Raw genomic sequence first — 18705 nt, 5'->3', positions numbered from 1 at the left:
GGGGGGGGGGGGGGGGGGGGGGGGGGGGGGGGGGTAACAGAGCGGTCGATGCCTAAGGTCCTGGTGGTGGATGACGAGCCCGACATGCGCTGGTTCCTCAGCGGTATTCTCGAAGCCGAGGGACTTGAAGTGGTTACGGCGGAGGACGGGGCGATCGCCCTGGAAAGGGTCCGGCAGGACGCGCCCTCAGCGATCCTCCTCGACCTCAAGATGCCGAATCTCGGAGGAATGGAGACCCTCGCGGAGATAAAGAAGATAGACCCTCACGTGCCGATAATCATCCTGACTGCCTGTGGGGAAATCTTCACAGCAGTGTCTGCCATGCGGCTCGGAGCCTACGACTACATCACCAAGCCGTTTCAAAACGATGATGTCATCCTCACCATACGACGGGCACTGGAGCAGCAGGCGCTCCTGGCCGAGGTGGAGTCGCTGCGGAATCAGCTCGCCAAGGGCGGTTCCCTCCGAGAGCTGATGGGCCCGAGTCAGCATGTCCAGCAAATCATCCAGCAGGTCAATCTGGTGGCCCGATCTCCCTTGACGATCCTGCTCCAGGGGGAGACGGGGACTGGCAAGGAGCTGCTGGCCCGGGCCATCCATCAGCAGAGCGCCCGCCACCAGCAACCCTTTATCGCCGTGGACTGCGGGGCCATCCCCGAGACCCTGATCGAGTCGGAGCTGTTCGGCCACGAGAAAGGCGCCTTCACCGGCGCGGATAGGAAGAAAGAGGGCCATTTTCAACTTGCCGAAGGAGGAAGCCTGTTCCTCGACGAGATCATCAACCTCCCCCTGAGTACCCAGTCAAAGCTCCTGCGGGTGCTCCAGGAGCGACAGGTGCAGCTCCTGGGAGGGAAACGCGCGCGCCCCGTGGACGTGCGCATCATCGCGGCCTCCAATGTCCCGCTGGAGAAAGAGATGCGAGCAGGCCGGTTCAGGCAAGACCTCTATTACCGCCTGAATGAATTCACGATCAGCCTGCCACCCCTTCGGGAGCGGCCGGAAGACATCCCCTACTTGGCCAAGCGCTTTTTTGAAGAAGCCAGTATGGAGTTCAAGCGGCCCGTCCGCGGGATATCGGACGAGGCAGCCCAGATCCTTCTCCAATATCCCTGGCCCGGTAACGTACGGGAGCTCAGGAACGTGATTCGCCAGGCTGTCCTGATGAGTCCGGGCCTCATTCGGCCGGAACACCTCCCGACCCTGGGCGCCAAAGACCCTGGTGCAGCTTCGGCCATAGAGCCTGGCCCCGTATCGGCGGGTCTCTCCTTAAAAGAGGCGAGCGATAAGGCCGCCGCCGAGGCGGAGCGGCAGGTGATCCACCAGGCCCTGCAAGCGACCCGTGGGAACAAGAGTGAGGCGGCCCGGCTCCTTCGGACCGACTACAAGACGCTTCACATCAAGATGAAGCGGTATGGCATTTCGGCTCCGGAGTTCCGGTAACCCCAGACTCTCCACTCCTCCTTGCTAATATCACGACATAAGTCTCGGGCGTTTTGTCATTCCGGACTTGATCCGGAATCCAGTCTTGCAGCGATGGATTCCCGCTCCCCGCTTAAAACATGCGGGGACAAGCTTCGCGGGAATGACGTCCATTGTTGCGATTTATGACGCGATATATAGCTCCTAGACTCACAGCCGATAGCTGACCGCTGAGCGCTCCGCTATGGCATCCATGCCATGGAGTCTCCGCCATAGCTCTGGCGTCCCCTCCAGACTCTCACCAGGTTGCTTGCCACACACTGCCTAACGCCCCTGCTAGGTATCCCCTTCATCTGGCGTCTCGTTGCGTTGGCTGCAACCAGTTGTTGTGCTCTCTCGAAGCAGGGTGCAGGGGGCCTCAGGTCTGGCACCACGCTTGCTAGTAATAGTAGTGGACGCAGTGGCAAGGCCAGGGCTTCTGTTCAGGGAAAAAGGAGTTCGCTGTGAAACCGCAGAATACGACCCTTTGTGAAATGACCGCCACGCAAGCTCCCGCCGCGAATCTGGAACAGGAGATCGTTGCTCACATTCCCTCCTCCATCCTGGTCATGGATACAGTCCTGAGGGTGATCTTTGCCAACGAAAACTTTCTTCTCAAAATGCGGAAGGAAGAGAGGGAGGTGCTGGGGAAGAGGCTCAACGAGATTTTTCCTCCTGCGATCCTCCACTACACCGACCTTGAGGGGCGGGCCCGGACAGTCTGCCTGACCGCGCAGCCTTTTGAGGGAGGCGAGATGGAGTATCGAGCTCCGGGACTGGCCGCCCGCATCTACTTTTATAGTCTGACACCCCTGAAGGACGAGGCGGGGCGAGTAGAAAGCGTCATGCTCTTCATGGACGACGTCACGGAGAAGAAGAGTCTGGGCAAGAGGGTTCGAGAAGTTGAGCGCCATTTGGCCAGCGTAGTGGAGAGCGCCAACGACCTGATTGTTTCCCTGGATTCGGCCGGCGCAGTGATGACCTGGAATAGCGCTGCTCAGCGGATCCTGGGTTTCTCCTCTCAGGAGGTGACCAAGAGGCAGTTCGCCGATTTCTTCACCGAGCCCGATCGGCCTCAGCTTCAGGCCCTCCTCATCCACCTCGCCAGGGAGGGGAAGTCCCAGGAGATGGAGACGGGGATACAGGCGAAGGGTGGCGAGAGGCGCCTCATCTCCTGGCGCTTTTCGGCTATGAAGGAGGAGGGCGGTCGGGTGGTGGCCCTGGTAGGGGTGGGGCGCGACCTGACAGAAAAGCAGCGCCTGGAGCTCCAATTGATCCAATCAGCCAAGATGGCCAGCCTCGGAGAGATGGCTGGCGGCATCGCCCACGAGATTCGGAATCCTTTGGCCATCACCGCTTCGGCTGCTCAGATTCTCCTGAAAAAGGGGAACGACCCCGAGCTTCTGCAGGAGTGCGCGGAGAAGATCCGCCTCGCCGCCGCTCGGGCCGCCGCCATCATCGAGACCCTCCTCAGGTTCGCTCGACCTTCACAGGGGCTGTCCGAGCTAGTGGATGTGAACAGCGCTGTCGAGGAAACGCTCTCCCTCATCGGTCATCAGATCTCGCTTCAGTCTATCGAGATCGTCAAGCAGTTGTCCCCGGCGCTTCCGAAGGTGAAGGGCAACAAGAATCAGCTCCAGCAGGCGTTCATGAATATCATCATGAACGCCTACTACGCTATGGAAGAGGGAGGGCGGCTCGCCATCGAGAGCCGACTTGCCCCGGCGACTCTGCCGCCGGCAATCGAGATCAGATTCGCAGACAGCGGGCGTGGCATCCCTGAGCAGCACCTTTCCCGCCTCTTCGATCCCTTCTTCACCACCATGCCAGTGGGGCAAGGGACGGGGCTGGGTCTCTCTATCGCCTACAGCCTCGTTCACCAGCATGGGGGAACGATCCGAGTCGAGAGCGAGGTAGGGAAGGGCTCGACGTTCACTGTCATCCTGCCTGCGGAGGGTTCAGATGCTTGAGGTCCTCGTCGTGGATGACGAAAAGGACATTTGTTGGGCCCTACAGATAGGCCTGAAGGACGAGGGGGTCCACATTACCCACGTCTACCGTGGGGAGGATGCGATGCGTCAGGTGCAAGGGCGGAGGTTTGACGCTGCCATCATCGACGTGAAACTCCCCGGCATGAGCGGTATCGAGGTCTCTCACGTCATCCGGCGGCTTGTTCCCCGGCTGCCAATCCTGATGATCTCGGGTTACCACTACGAGGAGGATCAGCCAATCGTGGAGGGGATAAGGAGAGGCGATTTCCAGGGCTTCATCAGCAAGCCCTTTGAACTCCATCACGTCACGACCCTCCTGAAGCGTGCCATCAGGGAGGGCGTATAGAGCCCTTTGCCAGAGCCGGTGAACGGTGGCAAGGGGAAAAACCGAAAGGAGGTGATTGACAATGGCAGTGGAGAAGGCAATCGCGTCGTCAAGTCTGGTTGAGGTGATCGATCGGATCCTGGACAAGGGTGTGGTCATCGATGCCTGGGTGCGCGTCTCCCTGGTTGGGATCGAGCTCCTGGCTATCGAGGCCCGGGTGGTGGTGGCCTCCGTCGAGACGTACCTGAAGTATGCTGAGGCCATCGGCCTGACCGCTACAGCGGCGGCACCGGCGTAAGGTCGGCCTGGAACCAGTGAGGGGTGTCTGCCGGGGCATCCTTGAGCGGACAACCGCAGAGAGTATGCCTCGCCAGGATCTCCCTCTAGTCCAACCTGAGGACACGTGGGGCGTGTTAACGCCCTGGGAGGGGAACATGGGATCGAAGAAAAAAGGAAAGAGAGCTCCTGAAAGGGTTCACTTCTTCCCCCAGGAGGGGATGACGCAAGAAGGGAGGGTCGGCACAATGACACTGGCCGAGGATATGCGGGATCTGGCCCAGGAGATCGTCAATTCGTTCGACACACGAGTGGCAAGGGTGGCGGCGCTGAGGGATGAGACCGCGGCAAAGCTGAAGGAGTTTCGCCACGACCTCAGGCGGAAGGCAGCGGACCTCAAGCGATTCCTCAGCACTTCCGAGTCTACCCGGCTGAGAGACTTCCGGGCGATGCACCAGGGTATTCGGGCTCGCCAGGAGGAGAGAAGTGGGGAAACCGCCGAACTCATGAATCGCTTCTACCGCGGGAGCGAGCAGCGGGCCCAGGAGGTCGGAGGCATGCTGGCTGGCTTTCGCCGGGAGCAGGAGGCCATGGCTGGTCATTGGCGGAATATGACCGCCACGATGGCGGGGAAGCGCGCCGGCGGCAGATGAGAGGGAAGAGTTGAGAGGAAAGAGAAGCGTTCAGGTAAGCCCGATGGGAAGGGGGGAGGAGATGGCGCTCCTGGCCCGGGAGGTCATCGCCTCCTACGAGGCCAGGGTCTCGTCGGTGGAGCAGATCGTCGAGTCCACCCACGAGATGCTGGGAACGTTTCGAAGCCAGCGAGAAGAGATGCGGGCCCAGCTCAAGGAGGCCCTAGCCAGGGCCGCCTCCCTCCGGAGGCGGGACTTCGATGCCATGATGGAGGGGGTCCTCGCCCACCAACGGGAGCGGGAGGAAGCGGTCAGGGGGACGATGAAGCACTACCTCCATGAACAGAGGACACTGGCCGCCACCCTGCGGGAAGCCCTGGCCAGGGGTGAAGCGCAACGGGTCGGCGGTCTCAAGGAACTGCTGGAAGAGATCACGGCCAGGCGTGAAGAGCGGGAGCGGGAAGTCAAGACCCTCCTGGCCGAGTTCCAAGGCGAGCAGGAGGAGCTAACCCGGGCCTTGCAGGGGCTTCTGTCCAACGGTGGCCCCGTCAGGGTCAAAGAGTTCAAGGCCACCCTCAGAGCCATTCAATCCCGGTGCTGCGCCGGGAGAGTAAACGGGGGAAGAGATGACGGCAATCCGGTGCGCCTTCTGCCAGGGGAAGGGGTCCGACCCCTTTAACTGCCTCTCGCGCCTGTCCAGGTGCCAGGTCTGCGGGGGAAAAGGTACGGTCATGGTCGAGGAGCCCAATGGGATGTGCGTCTACTGTCGCGGGAGCGGGATCCAGCCCTATGGCATGAGGGTCACGTGCCAGGTCTGCGGGGGAAAGGGAGTCGTGCGATTCGGGGGACCCGGAGAAGCGTGCCCTGACTGCCGGGGAAGCGGGCGCACCGCTGGGAATGGCCTTCCATGCACTCACTGCCGTGGGAGAGGCGCGATCCCCCGCCGTCCTGCGCTCCCTGTATAGGAGGTATCCATGAGAGGTATAGAGGAACTCAGCACGGTCATCGAGCCTGCCCCGTTGCCGGATTTTGTGGAAACAAAGCATGTCAAAGACCTCACCGAACGGGCCATGGGCTATATCAAGGCGGGCTTCCCGATTCACTTCCGGGGGGCCTCCGGCACGGGCAAGACCACCCTGGCCCTCCATGTGGCCTCGAAGCTCGAACGTCCTGTCGTGCTAATCCACGGCGACGAAGAGTACACCACCTCGGACCTGGTGGGAGGAGAGTACGGCTATCACCTGAGGAAGGTCATTGACCGCTTCGTTTCCCGGGTCCTGAAGGTCGAGGAAGACATGGTCAAGCGGTGGGTCGATAACCGCCTCACCATTGCCTGCAAGTACGGCTTCACCCTCATCTACGACGAGTTCACCCGCTCCCGGCCCGAGGCCAACAACATCTTTCTCGCCATTCTCCAGGAGCGGATGCTGGACCTCCCCATCCGTCGTGGGGGGGAGGAGACCTACTTGAGGGTCGATCCGAACTTCACGGCGATCTTCACCTCGAACCCCGAGGAGTACGCCGGCGTCCACCGGAGCCAGGATGCCCTCCGCGACCGAATGATCACCATGGACTTGGACCACTTCGATGAGGAAACGGAGGCCGCCATCACCCAGGCTAAGTCCGGTCTCCCCCGGAAGGAGGCGGAGAAGATCGTCAAGGTCGTCCGGGCCCTCCGGGAGTCGGGAGCGTGTGAATTCTCTCCCACCGTCCGCGGCGCGATCATGATCGCCAGATCCCTCACGGTGCTCAATGGCCACGTCAAGGGGTCCAGTGGAGTCTTCCGGCAGGTCTGCCAGGACATTCTGGCCTCGGAGACGAGTCGGGTGGGGAGCAAGAGCAATCAGGCCAAGGTCAGGGAGCTGGTGAAGAAGATCGTCAAACAATACTGCTGAGGGGAGGTGGCTCTGATGCTGATGCGAGCCTTTGCAAAGGTAGACGCCGATGGGAAGCTCTCCATCCCCAACAACATCCGGCTGGAAGTGGGGCTCAAGGCCGGCCAACTGGTGGAGTTGAAGGTGGTGGGGGCCAGCAAGAAGAAGCAGCTTCTACTCTCCGCGCGCGAGAGCGCCCGGTGATCGGGAGGCAGCCATGAGAGGGGTCACGGACGTCACTGGGCTCCGGGACATCCGGAGCCTGCACACCACCGGCCAGCGCGCCATACCCCGGAGGCAGGGGTCCACCTACCTCGAGCTCTACATGCTGCGGGTGGAGAAGGGGCGGCTCGACAAGGAGGCGGCCCTCCTGGCCAAGCGCAGCCAGGGAATCCAGAAGCGTCTCTCTGATATCCATCGGCAGATGGAGGACCTGGAGCGGCCGGCTCAGTCAGAACGCCCCAGCAATGCAGGGGAAACGGCAACAGCGCGGAACGCCCCCGCGAAGAAGTGGAAAACGTTCTCCATGAACTACTGATGAGATCACTGGGGAGGGGATAGGGTATCATGATGAAGCTGATGGAGTGGGGCTCCTGGCGGAGGGGGACGGCCGCAAAGAGGGGGCGAGAGGTCGTCCCGGGGAGGATCTTCTCCTGCGCCTTCTGTCGCGGGACCGGAGTCCTCCCCCGCTCGAAGGGGATCCAATGCCCCGTCTGCCGGGGTGCAGGCAGTGTGGAAGTTGACCCACCGGCTATCATCTGCGCCTATTGCGGTGGAAGGGGTGAGGCCAATCCCCAGACCAACATTACTTGCATTGTCTGTCGGGGCAAAGGGGTCGTCCCCGTCAAAGAGCCCTTCACCGAATGCCGCCAGTGCCGGGGCAGCGGGATTGAGGCCAACAGCAAGCTCCCCTGCCTGGCGTGCCGCGGCAAGGGCGTTGTCCAGGCACTCGTCCAAGCGAAGGGATGATAATTATGGAAGCCCTCCACCTCTACTGTGTTCTCGGGAATGGCGTGCAGGTAGACTCCGGCCTGATCGGCCTCGATGGGCGTCAGGTCTCAGACGTCTGCCATCGCGGTCTGACAGCTCTCGTCAGCCTCACTCCTATCCGGGCCTACAAGTCCATGAAGAAGGAGGAGGTCATCCCATACCTCTTCACCCATCAGGTCGTCCTCGAGCAGGTCATGAAGCGCCAGACAGTGGTACCCGTGAAGTTCGGGACTATGGCTCGGGATGAGGCCCGGGTGCGGAAGATCCTGGAGTCAGGCTACCCCCAGCTTACGGCCGCCCTGGAGGCTATGGAGGGGAAGATTGAGCTCAACCTGGTGGCCCAGTGGCGCGACCTCATTTCGGTGTTACGGCAGATCGGCGAAGAGCCGGAGATCAGGCAGAACAGGGCCGCAATCGCGGACCGGTCCCCGCAGGAGACCACGGAAGAACGGATCAGAGTCGGTCAGATGGTCAAGGTCCGGCTGGATCAGCGACGGGAGGCCCTGGGCGCTGAGATCGCCCTAGCCCTCAAGCCCTTGGCCCACGGCCTCTGCCCTCATGCTCTTCTGGACGATCGAATGATCCTGAACACCGCCTTCTTGGTGGACAGGGACAGGGAAGGAGAAGTCGGCAAGGCTCTGGAGCGGCTGAACAACCGATACGACAACGCCATCGATTTTCGCTGCGTGGGGCCACTTCCCCCATACAGTTTTGCCACCGTTGAGGTCAGGTCATTCGAGTTTGAGGAGATTGACTCCGCGCGGCGGCTCTTGGAACTGGGGGAACAGGCCACCCTTCAGGATGCCAAGGAGGCCTACCGGCGGCTCGTCCAGCAGTGCCATCCAGACCTTATCTCCGATGGGGGCAAGGTCGGCCAGAAGGCCAACGGCGCATTCGAGGCGGTGACGCGGGCCTACCGGCTTCTGGGGGAATACAGCCAGGTGGGCTCATCCTTTCGCGCGCCAGACGTCCTGGACACTGTGGCAGTAAAACTCTTTCAATTGTCTCAGGAGCCCGCCGGTGCGTGAGGAGGGGAAGTACCTGTATGCGATCATCGGGACCAACGAGGAAAGGAACTTCGGCCCCATCGGCCTGGGCGGCCGGGAGGTCGAGACCATCGCCTACCGGGATCTCAGCGCGGTCATGAGTACTGCACCCTTGCGCAAGTATGAGGTCAGCAAGGCGAACCTCCTGGCCCATGAGCGGGTACTGGAGCGAGTCATGAACGAGCATACTGTCCTCCCGGTCAGATACTGCACTGTCGCCCAGAACGCTGAGGAGATCCGGCAGCTCCTGGAGCGGCGGTACCAGGAACTGAAACATCTCCTGCGAGACCTGGACGGGAAGGTGGAGCTGGGGGTGAAGGCCTTCTGGCGGGAGATGGATCTCCTCTTCCAGGAGATCGTGGATGAGAACGAGGCGATTAAGCATCTGAAGGCGGAGATCGCCAGGCAGCCGTCCCGTCAGACCCATCCTCAGCGGATCGCCATCGGCAAGATGGTCCAGGCCGCCCTGGAGGCGAAGAAGGAGGGGGAGGGAGAGCAGATCCTCTGGGTATTGAGGCGTCTGGCTGCGGAGCACCGTCTCAACGCGACCGTCGGCGACAGGATGTTCCTCAACGCTGCATTCCTGGTGGATCGGGCCAGGGAGAAGGAGTTCGACGACCAGATGGAGCGGCTGTCCCTTCGATACCGGGAACGCGTGAAGTTCGCCTACGTGGGGCCAGTCCCCCCTTACAACTTTGTCAACATCATCCTCCACCCTGACGAGTGACTCAGAAGGGATTTCCTCTATGGGAAAGTACATCTATTGCGTCACGGATGAGGCTCGAGAGGAGAGCTTCGGCCTTTTAGGAATCGGCGGCCGGGATGATGAGTTGACCGCCATCGCGTATCGCGACATTGCAGCCATCGTGAGCGACTCCCCCGTCATGCGCTATCCCGTCTCTCGGGAGAACTCGCTGGTTCACGAGCGGGCCATTGAGGCCGTCTTCAAATGCCATACTGTCCTGCCCGCCCGATTCTGCACTATTGCCGAGAACGAAGCGAGGGTGCGGGCCATCCTGGAGCGGGAGTATGTCGAGTTCAGGGGCCTCCTGGAGCGGATGCGCGGAAAGGTGGAGGTGGGGGTGAAGGCGATCTTCAACGAAACGCTCATATACCAAGAGATTCTCGAGCGATACGGGGAGATCCGGAGGCGGAAAGAGGCCATCGCCAAACTGCCTCCCCAGCAGGCCCACTGGCAGCTTGTCGAGGTTGGGAGGATGGTGGAGGCGGCCCTTAAGGTCGAGAAGGATAGAGTCCGGGAGGAGATCGTGGAGGCGCTGAAGGGGGCCTGTCACGACTTCCGCCTGACCAATCGGCTCCTGGGGGAGCGGATGATCATGAATGCGGCCTTCCTGATAGACCGGGACCAGGAGGCGGCCTTTGATCGGAGAATGGACGAGCTGGCTGAGCGGTATCGGGAGATGGTCAGGTTCAAGTATGTGGGGGGGTTCCCCCCCTTCAACTTCGTGAACCTGGTCATTCAGGTCTAGGAGAGGAATTCATGCTCCTCATTGACGATCTCATCGCGCTCCCCTTCAAGGGCCTCATCGGCGTCTTCGAGAAGATCCACGAGATGGCCGACCGGGAGCAGAACGATGAGGGGTACATCCAGGAAAAGCTCCTGGAACTCCAACTCCTCTACGAGATGGACGAGATCGGCGAGGCGGAGTACACTGTGCAAGCAGCGGAATGGGAGGCGAGGCTCAATGCCGTCCGGCAGGCCGACGAAGAGGTGGAGTTGGCGGGAGGTGAGGCGGTGCCAGGCCCTGCGGAGACCGGTGGGGGCGATGCCGTGACTGGCAGCGGTGGGCCCCCGCATGAAGGGGAGGTGTAACGCTATGGTAGGGTCATTCAAGTGTCCGGGGTGTGGGGAGACGACGTGGGGGGCGCTCAAGCATTGCACGAAGTGCGGGGAGCCGTTAACACGGCGATGCCCCGAGTGCGGGGGAACGTGGCGGTACATCTACAAGGATGACTACAAGTTCTGTCCGTCCTGCGGGGCGAGGGTCGAGCCGGCCAGAGTGGGACGGTAGGGGGACGACATGCCACAGAACATCCCCCACAGCATCCAGACCACCAGCCTGGCTGACATCCTGGAACGGGTCCTCGACAAGGGGATCGTCATCGCCGGCGACATCAAGATCTGCCTCGCCGACGTCGAGTTGTTGACCATCAAGATCCGGCTCCTGGTCGCCTCGGTGGAGAAGGCCAAGGAGATGGGAATCGACTGGTGGCAGAGCGACCCCGCCCTCTCCTCGAAGGCCAGGGTCCTGGAAGAGGAGAACCATCAACTCAAGGAGCGGCTTGACCGACTTGAGGCCCGCCTCGGCGGGTAAGGCATGGGAGGAAGATATGACAGAGCGAAAAGGTGGAGCGGGATTCGGCCTCGGCGACCTCTTCAAGGGAATTGGCGACCTCATCGAGCTCCTCAAGGAGATGGAGGCGGAGGGGAAGACCGAGACGACTCGCACGGGGGAGCTCAGGGGGAAAGGGCGGCTTAAAGATCTGAGAGGAGTGTACGGCTTCAACGTCAAGGTCGGCCTGGGGGGCGAACCCACCGTCGAGACCTTCGGCAACATCAAGAAGGGCGAAGCGGGGGCCGTGGTCGAGGAGGTGCGGGAGCCGCTGGTAGACGTCTTCGATGAGAACGAGGCCATCCGAGTGATTGCCGAGATGCCCGGAGTGGATACCGGTGACGTCCGGGTAGAGCTGAAAGATGACATTCTCACCATCTCCGCCGAGGGCAAGGACCGGAAGTACAGCAAAGAGATTCTCCTCCCTGCCAAGGGAAAGCAGGAATCGCTGAAGACCTCCTACCGGAACGGCATCCTGGAGGTCACTGTCGCTAAGGCCGGCAAGAGCGCGTGAAGCTGATCCTCTTCGGCGGCAAGGGGGGGGTCGGTAAGACCACGTGTGCCTCGGCCGCGGCCGTCCAGCTCGCCGACGCTGGATGCCGGACGCTCCTGGTTTCGACCGACCCGGCCCACTCCCTCTCCGACTGTCTCGAGCTGGAGATCGGCCCTGAGGTTCAGAAGATCGAAGGGGTCGCGAACCTCTCGGCGTTGGAAATCTCGGCCCAGCGGCTCTTCCTGAAGTTCAAGGAGGAGCATGGCGAGGAGATCAAGCGCATTCTGGAAACCGGGACCTATCTGGACGAGGGAGATATCGACGACCTCTTCCCCCTCTCCATCCCCGGGCTCGACGAGGTGATGGCCTTTAAAGAGCTGGTGGAGCTGATGGATCGGGGCGAGTACGACTTCCACATCCTGGACACGGCCCCCACGGGCCACGCCCTGCGCCTGCTGGCCCTCCCCGAGCTGCTGGATGAGTGGATCCGGGTCCTGGCCCGGATGCGGTATAAGTACCGCTACGTCGTCTCCCGCCTGGCTCGACGGGACATCCACGAGCCCGCGGATGACTTCCTCTTCACCATGAAGCGGGCGGTGAAGAAGATCCAAGGGCTTCTCCGCGACCCCACCCGCTGTGAGTTCGTCGTCGTCACCATCCCGGAGACGATGGCCATTGCCGAGACCCAGCGGCTGGTCGGGGAGCTCGACCGCCTGAAGATCCCCGTTCGGCGCCTGGTCGTGAACCACGTGGTCTCCTCGGAGGGCGGGGCCTGCCCCTTCTGCTGCGAGCGGTGGCAGGAGCAGCGAGGGTTGCTTCAGGAGTGTGAACACGCCTTCCCCCAGCTCACGATCTTCAAACTGCTGGCGCGTCCCAAGCAGGTCAAGGGCCTCCAGCGGCTCAGGGAGATTCTATTTCCCATCCAGTGGTTCAGCGCGGATCCCGTGGTCGTGACGGATCGGGGCCTTGCGTGATGGAAGAGCGGCCTCCGAAAACCCTCACCCTCCGGGTGGCCGAAGCCCTTCCCAAGGACGTAGGGCGGGGGCTCGCCCGCCTTGATCCTGACGACATGAAGGCCCTTGGCGCCGAGGTGGGCGACATCGTTCAGATCCAGGGGAAGCGCCAGACCGTGGCCAAGCTCCTGCCAGCCTACGTAGAAGCCCGGGGGAAGGGGATCGTCCAGGTGGACGGCCTCACGCGGACCAACGCTCAGGTGGGACTGGCCGAGAGAGTGACAGTGACGAAGGTCTCGGCCCGGCCGGCGGCGAGGCTCACCCTTTCCCCCCTTTCCCCGATGCGTCCGACCAAGGGAGAGCGGGACACCCGCTACCTCGCCCGGCTCATTGAGGGCTTGCCGATGCTATCCGGTGACCGGATCCGGGCCACCATCCTCGGCACCACGGCTCAGGAGTTCACCGTTTTGGAAACCGTGCCCGGAGGGCCTGTCATCGTCCAAGCCGCCACTCTGCTCCGCGTCCGCCAGCCCGAGGGCCCTGTGGAGGCCTCGAAGGTTTCCTACGAGGACATCGGGGGGCTCCGCCGGGAGATCCAGCGGGTCCGGGAGATGATCGAACTCCCACTGAAGTATCCAGAGGTCTTCGAACGCCTGGGGATTGGTGCGCCCAAAGGAGTGCTGCTCCTAGGCCCACCCGGCTGTGGCAAGACGCTCATCGCCAGGGCTGTGGCCAACGAAACAGACGCCCGCTTCTTCGCGGTGAGCGGGCCGGAGGTGATCCACAAATTCTACGGAGAATCGGAGGCCAAGCTCAGAAAACTCTTCGAGGAGGCGGAACGTCAGGCCCCCAGCATCATCTTCCTCGACGAAATAGACGCCATTGCCCCCAAGCGCGAGACGGTGGTGGGGGAGGTGGAGAAGCGGGTGGTGGCTCAGCTCCTGGCCCTCATGGATGGCCTCCGCGGGAGGGGCCAGGTGATTATCATCGGGGCCACCAATATCCCCAACGCCCTTGACCCGGCTCTTCGACGGCCAGGCCGCTTTGATCGGGAGATTACCATCGGGATCCCGGACAAGAAGGGTCGGCTGGAGATCCTGGAGATCCACAGTCGGGGGATGCCATTGGCCGAGGATGTGAACCTTGAGGAGCTCAGCGAGATCACCCACGGTTTCGTGGGCGCGGACTTGGAGGCCCTCTGCCGGGAGGCGGCCATGGCGGCGCTGCGCGCTCTCCTCCCTCAGATCGAGTTCGAGGTGGGCGCCATCCCTTTTGAGGCCCTCATGGAGCTCAGGATCAACCGGGCCCACTTCTTAGAGGCCCTCAAGGAGGTGGAGCCCTCCGCCCTCAGGGAGATTACCATCGAGGTCCCCAGCGTCCGTTGGGAGGCGATCGGCGGCTTGGAGCAAATCAAGAAGGAGCTACAACAAACCATGGAGTGGCCCTTGAAATACGCTCCCCTCTTCAAGCACGCCGGGGCTATGCCTCCCAAGGGGATCCTCCTCTACGGTCGCCCGGGGACTGGCAAGACCCTGCTGGCCAAGGCCGCAGCCACGGAAAGCCAGGCGAACTTCATCAGCGTCAAGGGGCCTCAACTCATGTCCAAGTGGGTGGGGGAGTCGGAGAAGGGGGTCCGGGAGGTCTTCAAACGAGCCAAGCAGGCGGCTCCCTGCCTGATCTTCTTCGATGAGATCGATGCCATTGCCCCGATGCGAGGGTCGGGAGGAGACTCGCACGTGACGGAGCGAGTGATCAGCCAGCTCCTCACGGAGCTGGACGGGATCGAGGAACTGCGCGGCGTGGTGGTGCTCGCCGCCACGAACCGGCTGGATATGGTGGACCCCGCCCTGCTTCGTCCGGGGCGGTTTGACCTCCTTATCGAGCTACCACTGCCCGACGAAGCAGCGAGGCTGGAGATCCTCCGGGTCCACACCCGAGGCAAACCCCTGGCCCCTGATGTGGATCTGGCTGCGCTGGCACGGCAGAGCGAGGGCCGCTCGGGCGCCGACATCGAGGCCATCTGCCGGAGAGCCACGATGTTTGCCATCGAGGAGTACCTGGAGGCTCACCCATGGGAGAGCGATCCGGGCTTTCGGAACTACGCATTGAAGATGGCTCATCTTGAGGAGGCCCTGAAGGCCCTGGCGAAAGGAGGAGCGAGGTGAGGGGGAAGATCCTTTTGGTGGATGACGGGGAGGACCTCTGCCGGCTCTTCACTGAGAGCCTGGGGCAGGAGGGATTTCAGGTGGTGGCGGCCAGGAGCGGCCATGAGGCCCTGGCCCTCGTGGAGCTAGAGCCTCCCGACCTCATCGTTCTGGATTTGGTCATGCCGGAGATGGATGGGTTGGAGATCCTGAGAAGGCTCCGAAAACGGGCCGAGGCGGTCAAGGTGGTGGTCCTTACCGCTCACGGGACAGCCCAGCGAGTCAGGGAGGCCATGGCCCTCGGGGTGAGGGAGTTCCTTGGTAAGCCGTTCGATCCCAACCGACTGCTCAGGATCGTCGCCGAAGAGGTGGGGGGAGGAGCTTGCAGTTAGCGCGATGAGGCGGCTCATCTACGTCCCCATCATTCACACCATGGCGGATATGGGGTCCAAGTCGGAGGCGCTCCGGCAGGAGTCCATCAGACGATTCGGGGTCGAAAGCTGGGAGCGGAGCCGACGGGTCATTGATGATGTCTGGGAGGGGATCAGGGCGAAGCTCCTGATCAGGAATCTCCCGTGGGAGCGGGTCAGGATCTATCAGGACGGCCTGCCCGTCTCGGGGAAAGAGCTGGAGATTGCGCGGGGTGTGGCAGCCCAGGGGAGTAAGAACTACCAGATCGTCCTTGAGCTGGTTGACAAGGGGGCGAAGCTGATTGGGACCGAGTCACCAGAGCTCTTACTTCGAGAGTACGCCCACGTTAAGCAGATCACCGAGGCCCAGACAGACGCCGAGCGGGAAGAGGCCAAGCGGAGCTACGCTGCTGAGAGCGCGGAGATCCTGAAGGCGCGGGACACCTTCATCGCCCAGCGGATTGCCGAGACCCTGGAGGAGGGTGAAGTGGCTCTCCTCTTCCTGGGGATGATGCACGAAGTGGATCGGCTCCTGCCAGAGGGAATCCAGGTGGAGTTTCTCATCGATCGGCTCCCACTGTGGGACGCAAAGGAGCGCTGATGCCTTCCGAGATTGGCTGGTACCTCTATGCTTTTTCCCCCCACGGAGACCTGCCGCCAATGATGGGAATCGACGGGCACTCTCCTTTGAGCCTCATCGCCGAGAACGGGATCGTGGCACTGTCCAGCCCGGTCCCCCTGACCGAGTTCGGGGAGGAGGCTCTCCGCCGCAACCTGGAGGACCCCTCTTGGCTGGAGGAGAAAGTGCGCCTTCACGAGTCGATCGTGGAGTCGGCTCTGGCCACGGGTCCGCTTCTCCCGATGAGGTTTGGCACTATCTTCCTTGACGCGGGGACGATCCGGTCGGTCATTCGGAGGAATACTCGGCGCATCCAAGAGGCCCTGGAGTTCCTGAGAGATAAGGTCGAGTGGGGCGTGAAGGGGTTCGCGGACCGGACGGCCCTTCGAGCCGCCGTGCTCAAGAACGATGCGGCGCTCCTTGCCTTGGCCCGCGAGGCAAGCACTAAACCGCCCGGGCTGGCATTCTTCCTCAAGAGAAAAATCGAGGAGAGCGCCTCGACGAAATCCCAGGAGCGTGAAGATGCGCTTGCCAGTCAGGCGCTGGAGGCCCTCCGGGGGAAAGTGGTGGAGCTGGTGGAGTATCCTTCCATCCTCCCCGAGGCCAGAGAGGGGGAGAGGATCGTGCTTAATCTGGCCTGTCTCGTGAGGCGGGAGGGAGTGGAGGACCTCCTCTCCGGGGTGGAGCAGTGGAACCAGAGCCATGCCGAAGAAGCCTTCAGGCTCGTTGTCTCGGGCCCCTGGCCACCATACCACTTTGTCCCGAGGCTTGACGATGAAGGATAACGGCCGGCCTGCTTCCAGCCTGGAACGGCAGGTCACGCTCCTCGAGACGCTGGACCGCCTCCTCAACAAGGGCGTCGTGGTAGCGGGGGATGTGACCCTATCCGTAGCCGATGTGGACCTCATCTATGTTGGTCTCCGGCTCCTCCTCTGCTCTGTGGAAACGGCTAGGGAATGGGGTGTTAAGAGCGTCGAGGAGTGAGCCATGGAGGGGATCTACCTTTACGGGATCGTCGCCTTCCCCCCGCCGCTGTTACAGCAGATCGTTGGGCTCGGGAGGCGTCCCGTCTTCCTTGTTCCGCAGGGGGACCTAGCCGCTGTGGTCAGCCGGTCGCCGCTCACCCTATGGCCCGTCGACGAAGACCACCTGACCCTCCACGAGACGGTGCTAGAGGAGGTGATGATCTCCCGCCCTGTCCTTCCCGCCCGCTTCAACACGCTCTTCAGAACTGAGGATGCTGCGATCGCGCTCCTCAACGAACGCGCTCGGCCATTCCGCTCTGCGCTGGAGCGGGTGACAGGAAAGGTGGAGCTGGGGCTCAGGGTGCTCTGGGAACCGCCTGGTGACTCCGCCACGGCGGTGGATCAAAAGACTAGCGATGAAGGCCCTGGAACGGAATACCTCCACAGGAGGCTTACGGAGGAGCGGCATCGGGCTAGGTTTCGAGCGGCGGGGGAGCGGTTGATTCAGGAGCTCCAGGCCTCTTTCCCCTCCCTGGCTGGGGAAAGCCGGCTCCAGCGGTTCCCCACAGAGCGGCTGCTTCTCACCGGGGCCTATCTGGTGGAGCGGGATCGAGTGGACGCCTTCCGTGAAGGCGTGGCAAAGATCCGGGAAGAGTTTCCCCGCCTTAGCTTCCTCCTCACCGGCCCCTGGCCTCCCTACCACTTCGTCAACGGAGCCCACGATGAAACCAAAGACACTCTCGGCGCCTGAGAGCTCTCTGGCGGAGTTTGAGGGGGAGCTGGAGCAGCTCACCCAGGCCCTGCCGAGACGGATCAACGCCGACCCTGAGAAGGTCGAGCAGGGGCTGGCCAAGCTCGTGCTCACCCTCATCGAACTCCTCAGAAAGCTTCTCGAGCGTCAGGCCCTTCGAAGGATGGAGGGGGGCTCCCTCACCTCCGAGGAGATCGAGCGGATGGGGGTGACCTTCATCCGGCTGGAGGAGAAGATGGTGGAACTCCGGGCACACTTCGGCCTCGCCGAGGACGACCTCAACCTGTCGCTCGGGCCGCTCGGGGACCTGATGTGATCACGCCAACCCGTCAACGGATAGCTCTCTCCTGACATCTCGATAGCGTAGCCCATCCAACGGTGGGACGGCGCTCACCGTACTCTAACTTTACATCCTCCCGAATGACTAGTGGGGTCGGGATCTCATGGGCATAGGGCTCGTGAGGACCGAGGAGATCGGTGCTCCCAGCCTTTTCCCCACATCTCATACAGCGGGCGGAGTATCAACGCGCCATACCCCAACCACCCATGCGCACAACAGAGCTACTAGGCCGGTTCAATCCAGACCCTTCTGCGCGATGAGGAAGATCGCGCTCAGGTTGTTACGATAATGCTCGAACACCCGTCGCATCGCGACTACCCGTCGCCGCGCCGCGCCATCGAGTAGGAGGTTCTTCGCGAGCCTCAGCGCTCCGAATACCCCCTCATCCTGGACTAGGCGCCGCGGCCTCAGCAGGTGCATCGGCGCGTATCCGGACGCTACGACGCGGAATCCGACTCCCTCCAACAGGGCCCTCCACTCGTGTTCTGGCAAGGAGCGGGTGCCAACATGGATCACCGACGACAACATACCGTCGATCTCCTGCTTTTGGTCGGCCGGCATATCGTCGGGAACAACAGCGAGCTCATGAATGCCGTAGCGGCCCCCAGGACGCAGGAGCCGGAACGCTTCCGCCGCGATCAGGCGCTTTCGCTCCTGGGTGTGCATGCTCAACATGGCCTCGCCGATGACGACCGATGCCGAGCCGTCAGGTTGATTCGTTTGATCTGCGGCGCCGACGATAACTGATACATTCGGGCTGCGGGGGAGTTGTCGGGCCGTCCACTGCATTGCCTTTGCGTCCCGCTCGACGCCCACATAGCGCCGAGGCTTCCGCTCCAGGATCATACGCGCCGTCACGCCCAGGCCGGGTGCGAACTCGACTACGTCGTCGTCCGGTCCGATCGCCAAGCTATCGAGCAGCGCTCGCGTTAGACCGAGACCTCCGGGGCGCAAGACGCGCTTGCCAAGTCGGGCAAGGAGCCAGTGACCCGGCATTTTCGCCGGATCCAACTCGCTGCCCGGCAAATCCGTTGATTGCGTCGATCGTTTCGCGGCCATCGGTATCTCCATTACACTAGTTTTT

General features: G+C 62.3%; 26 protein-coding genes. 25 read left to right on the top strand and 1 reads right to left on the bottom strand.

Features of this window, described 5'->3' with window-relative positions; translation table 11 throughout:
- The 25 genes from CLG94_RS06370 to CLG94_RS06250 all read left to right on the top strand — a co-directional run.
- On the top strand, window positions 1-1440 hold a 1440-nt coding region (locus tag CLG94_RS06370; RefSeq protein ID WP_239993147.1), incomplete at its 5' end, for a sigma-54-dependent transcriptional regulator.
- A gap of 482 nt (window positions 1441-1922) precedes the next feature.
- The gene (locus CLG94_RS06365) at window positions 1923-3428 is read left to right on the top strand and encodes a PAS domain-containing protein (protein WP_107562015.1); all 1506 of its coding nucleotides are present in this window, start codon (window positions 1923-1925) and stop codon (window positions 3426-3428) included.
- The gene (locus tag CLG94_RS06360) at window positions 3421-3795 is read left to right on the top strand and encodes a response regulator (RefSeq protein ID WP_107562014.1); all 375 of its coding nucleotides are present in this window, start codon (window positions 3421-3423) and stop codon (window positions 3793-3795) included. The genes CLG94_RS06365 and CLG94_RS06360 overlap by 8 nt, the downstream gene beginning before the upstream one ends.
- 61 nt (window positions 3796-3856) lie before the next feature.
- Window positions 3857-4072 (top strand): gas vesicle structural protein GvpA, encoded by a 216-nt coding sequence (gene gvpA / locus CLG94_RS06355; RefSeq protein ID WP_107562013.1) that lies wholly within the window; start codon window positions 3857-3859, stop codon window positions 4070-4072.
- Window positions 4073-4208: 136 nt separating this feature from the next.
- Window positions 4209-4703 carry a hypothetical protein gene (locus tag CLG94_RS06350; protein ID WP_107562012.1) on the top strand — a complete coding sequence of 165 codons (495 nt, stop codon included), beginning with the start codon at window positions 4209-4211 and terminating at the stop codon, window positions 4701-4703.
- A 61-nt stretch (window positions 4704-4764) separates the two neighbouring features.
- Entirely contained in the window at window positions 4765-5361 is a 597-nt protein-coding gene (locus CLG94_RS06345) for a hypothetical protein (protein ID WP_133174653.1), read from the top strand.
- Window positions 5362-5656: 295 nt separating this feature from the next.
- Window positions 5657-6577, top strand: a complete 921-nt coding sequence (gene gvpN / locus CLG94_RS06335) for a gas vesicle protein GvpN (RefSeq protein ID WP_107562009.1) — start codon at window positions 5657-5659, stop codon at window positions 6575-6577.
- A gap of 15 nt (window positions 6578-6592) precedes the next feature.
- Window positions 6593-6760 carry a hypothetical protein gene (locus CLG94_RS13415; RefSeq protein ID WP_193450639.1) on the top strand — a complete coding sequence of 56 codons (168 nt, stop codon included), beginning with the start codon at window positions 6593-6595 and terminating at the stop codon, window positions 6758-6760.
- Between the two features lie 13 nt (window positions 6761-6773).
- Complete coding sequence (locus CLG94_RS06330; protein ID WP_107562008.1) at window positions 6774-7094, top strand: hypothetical protein; 321 nt, start codon at window positions 6774-6776, stop codon at window positions 7092-7094.
- A 29-nt stretch (window positions 7095-7123) separates the two neighbouring features.
- Window positions 7124-7525 carry a hypothetical protein gene (locus tag CLG94_RS06325; RefSeq protein WP_239993146.1) on the top strand — a complete coding sequence of 134 codons (402 nt, stop codon included), beginning with the start codon at window positions 7124-7126 and terminating at the stop codon, window positions 7523-7525.
- 5 nt (window positions 7526-7530) lie between these two features.
- A complete protein-coding gene (locus CLG94_RS06320) occupies window positions 7531-8574 on the top strand; it encodes a GvpL/GvpF family gas vesicle protein (RefSeq protein ID WP_161954057.1) in 1044 nt (347 codons plus the stop codon).
- Complete coding sequence (locus CLG94_RS06315) at window positions 8567-9319, top strand: GvpL/GvpF family gas vesicle protein (RefSeq protein ID WP_107562006.1); 753 nt, start codon at window positions 8567-8569, stop codon at window positions 9317-9319. The genes CLG94_RS06320 and CLG94_RS06315 overlap by 8 nt, the downstream gene beginning before the upstream one ends.
- 19 nt (window positions 9320-9338) lie before the next feature.
- On the top strand, window positions 9339-10082 hold the full coding sequence (locus CLG94_RS06310; RefSeq protein ID WP_107562005.1) for a GvpL/GvpF family gas vesicle protein: 744 nt from the start codon (window positions 9339-9341) through the stop codon (window positions 10080-10082).
- Window positions 10083-10093: 11 nt separating this feature from the next.
- A complete protein-coding gene (locus CLG94_RS06305) occupies window positions 10094-10426 on the top strand; it encodes a gas vesicle protein GvpG (RefSeq protein WP_107562004.1) in 333 nt (110 codons plus the stop codon).
- The gene (locus CLG94_RS13875; protein WP_333783539.1) at window positions 10410-10625 is read left to right on the top strand and encodes a double zinc ribbon domain-containing protein; all 216 of its coding nucleotides are present in this window, start codon (window positions 10410-10412) and stop codon (window positions 10623-10625) included. The genes CLG94_RS06305 and CLG94_RS13875 overlap by 17 nt, the downstream gene beginning before the upstream one ends.
- Before the next feature lie 9 nt (window positions 10626-10634).
- Window positions 10635-10928 carry a gas vesicle protein gene (locus tag CLG94_RS06295; protein ID WP_107562002.1) on the top strand — a complete coding sequence of 98 codons (294 nt, stop codon included), beginning with the start codon at window positions 10635-10637 and terminating at the stop codon, window positions 10926-10928.
- A gap of 16 nt (window positions 10929-10944) precedes the next feature.
- Window positions 10945-11460 carry an archaeal heat shock protein Hsp20 gene (hsp20, locus tag CLG94_RS06290; protein WP_107562001.1) on the top strand — a complete coding sequence of 172 codons (516 nt, stop codon included), beginning with the start codon at window positions 10945-10947 and terminating at the stop codon, window positions 11458-11460.
- Complete coding sequence (locus CLG94_RS06285; RefSeq protein WP_107562000.1) at window positions 11457-12413, top strand: ArsA family ATPase; 957 nt, start codon at window positions 11457-11459, stop codon at window positions 12411-12413. Before hsp20 ends, CLG94_RS06285 begins: the two co-directional genes overlap by 4 nt.
- Window positions 12413-14557: a CDC48 family AAA ATPase gene (locus CLG94_RS06280; protein WP_107561999.1), complete on the top strand. Its 2145-nt coding sequence runs from the start codon at window positions 12413-12415 to the stop codon at window positions 14555-14557. The genes CLG94_RS06285 and CLG94_RS06280 overlap by 1 nt, the downstream gene beginning before the upstream one ends.
- Entirely contained in the window at window positions 14554-14928 is a 375-nt protein-coding gene (locus CLG94_RS06275; RefSeq protein WP_107561998.1) for a response regulator, read from the top strand. Before CLG94_RS06280 ends, CLG94_RS06275 begins: the two co-directional genes overlap by 4 nt.
- 4 nt (window positions 14929-14932) lie before the next feature.
- Window positions 14933-15547, top strand: a complete 615-nt coding sequence (locus tag CLG94_RS06270; RefSeq protein WP_107561997.1) for a hypothetical protein — start codon at window positions 14933-14935, stop codon at window positions 15545-15547.
- The gene (locus CLG94_RS06265) at window positions 15547-16350 is read left to right on the top strand and encodes a GvpL/GvpF family gas vesicle protein (RefSeq protein WP_107561996.1); all 804 of its coding nucleotides are present in this window, start codon (window positions 15547-15549) and stop codon (window positions 16348-16350) included. The genes CLG94_RS06270 and CLG94_RS06265 overlap by 1 nt, the downstream gene beginning before the upstream one ends.
- Window positions 16340-16549 (top strand): gas vesicle protein, encoded by a 210-nt coding sequence (locus tag CLG94_RS06260; protein WP_107561995.1) that lies wholly within the window; start codon window positions 16340-16342, stop codon window positions 16547-16549. Before CLG94_RS06265 ends, CLG94_RS06260 begins: the two co-directional genes overlap by 11 nt.
- A 3-nt stretch (window positions 16550-16552) precedes the next feature.
- Complete coding sequence (locus CLG94_RS06255; RefSeq protein ID WP_107561994.1) at window positions 16553-17281, top strand: GvpL/GvpF family gas vesicle protein; 729 nt, start codon at window positions 16553-16555, stop codon at window positions 17279-17281.
- Window positions 17253-17597, top strand: coding sequence for a gas vesicle protein K (locus CLG94_RS06250; protein WP_107561993.1), 345 nt, complete (start codon window positions 17253-17255; stop codon window positions 17595-17597). Before CLG94_RS06255 ends, CLG94_RS06250 begins: the two co-directional genes overlap by 29 nt.
- A 258-nt stretch (window positions 17598-17855) precedes the next feature.
- On the opposite strand, the gene CLG94_RS06245 is transcribed toward CLG94_RS06250, so the two are convergent.
- On the bottom strand, window positions 17856-18680 hold the full coding sequence (locus CLG94_RS06245) for a class I SAM-dependent methyltransferase (protein WP_107561992.1): 825 nt from the start codon (window positions 18678-18680) through the stop codon (window positions 17856-17858).
- Between the last annotated feature and the right edge of the window lie 25 nt (window positions 18681-18705).

Origin of the sequence: Candidatus Methylomirabilis limnetica, from assembly GCF_003044035.1 — a bacterium.
In the GTDB taxonomy this organism is placed as follows: Bacteria; Methylomirabilota; Methylomirabilia; order Methylomirabilales; family Methylomirabilaceae; genus Methylomirabilis; species Methylomirabilis limnetica.
This window is presented reverse-complemented; position numbering and strand designations above follow the sequence as displayed.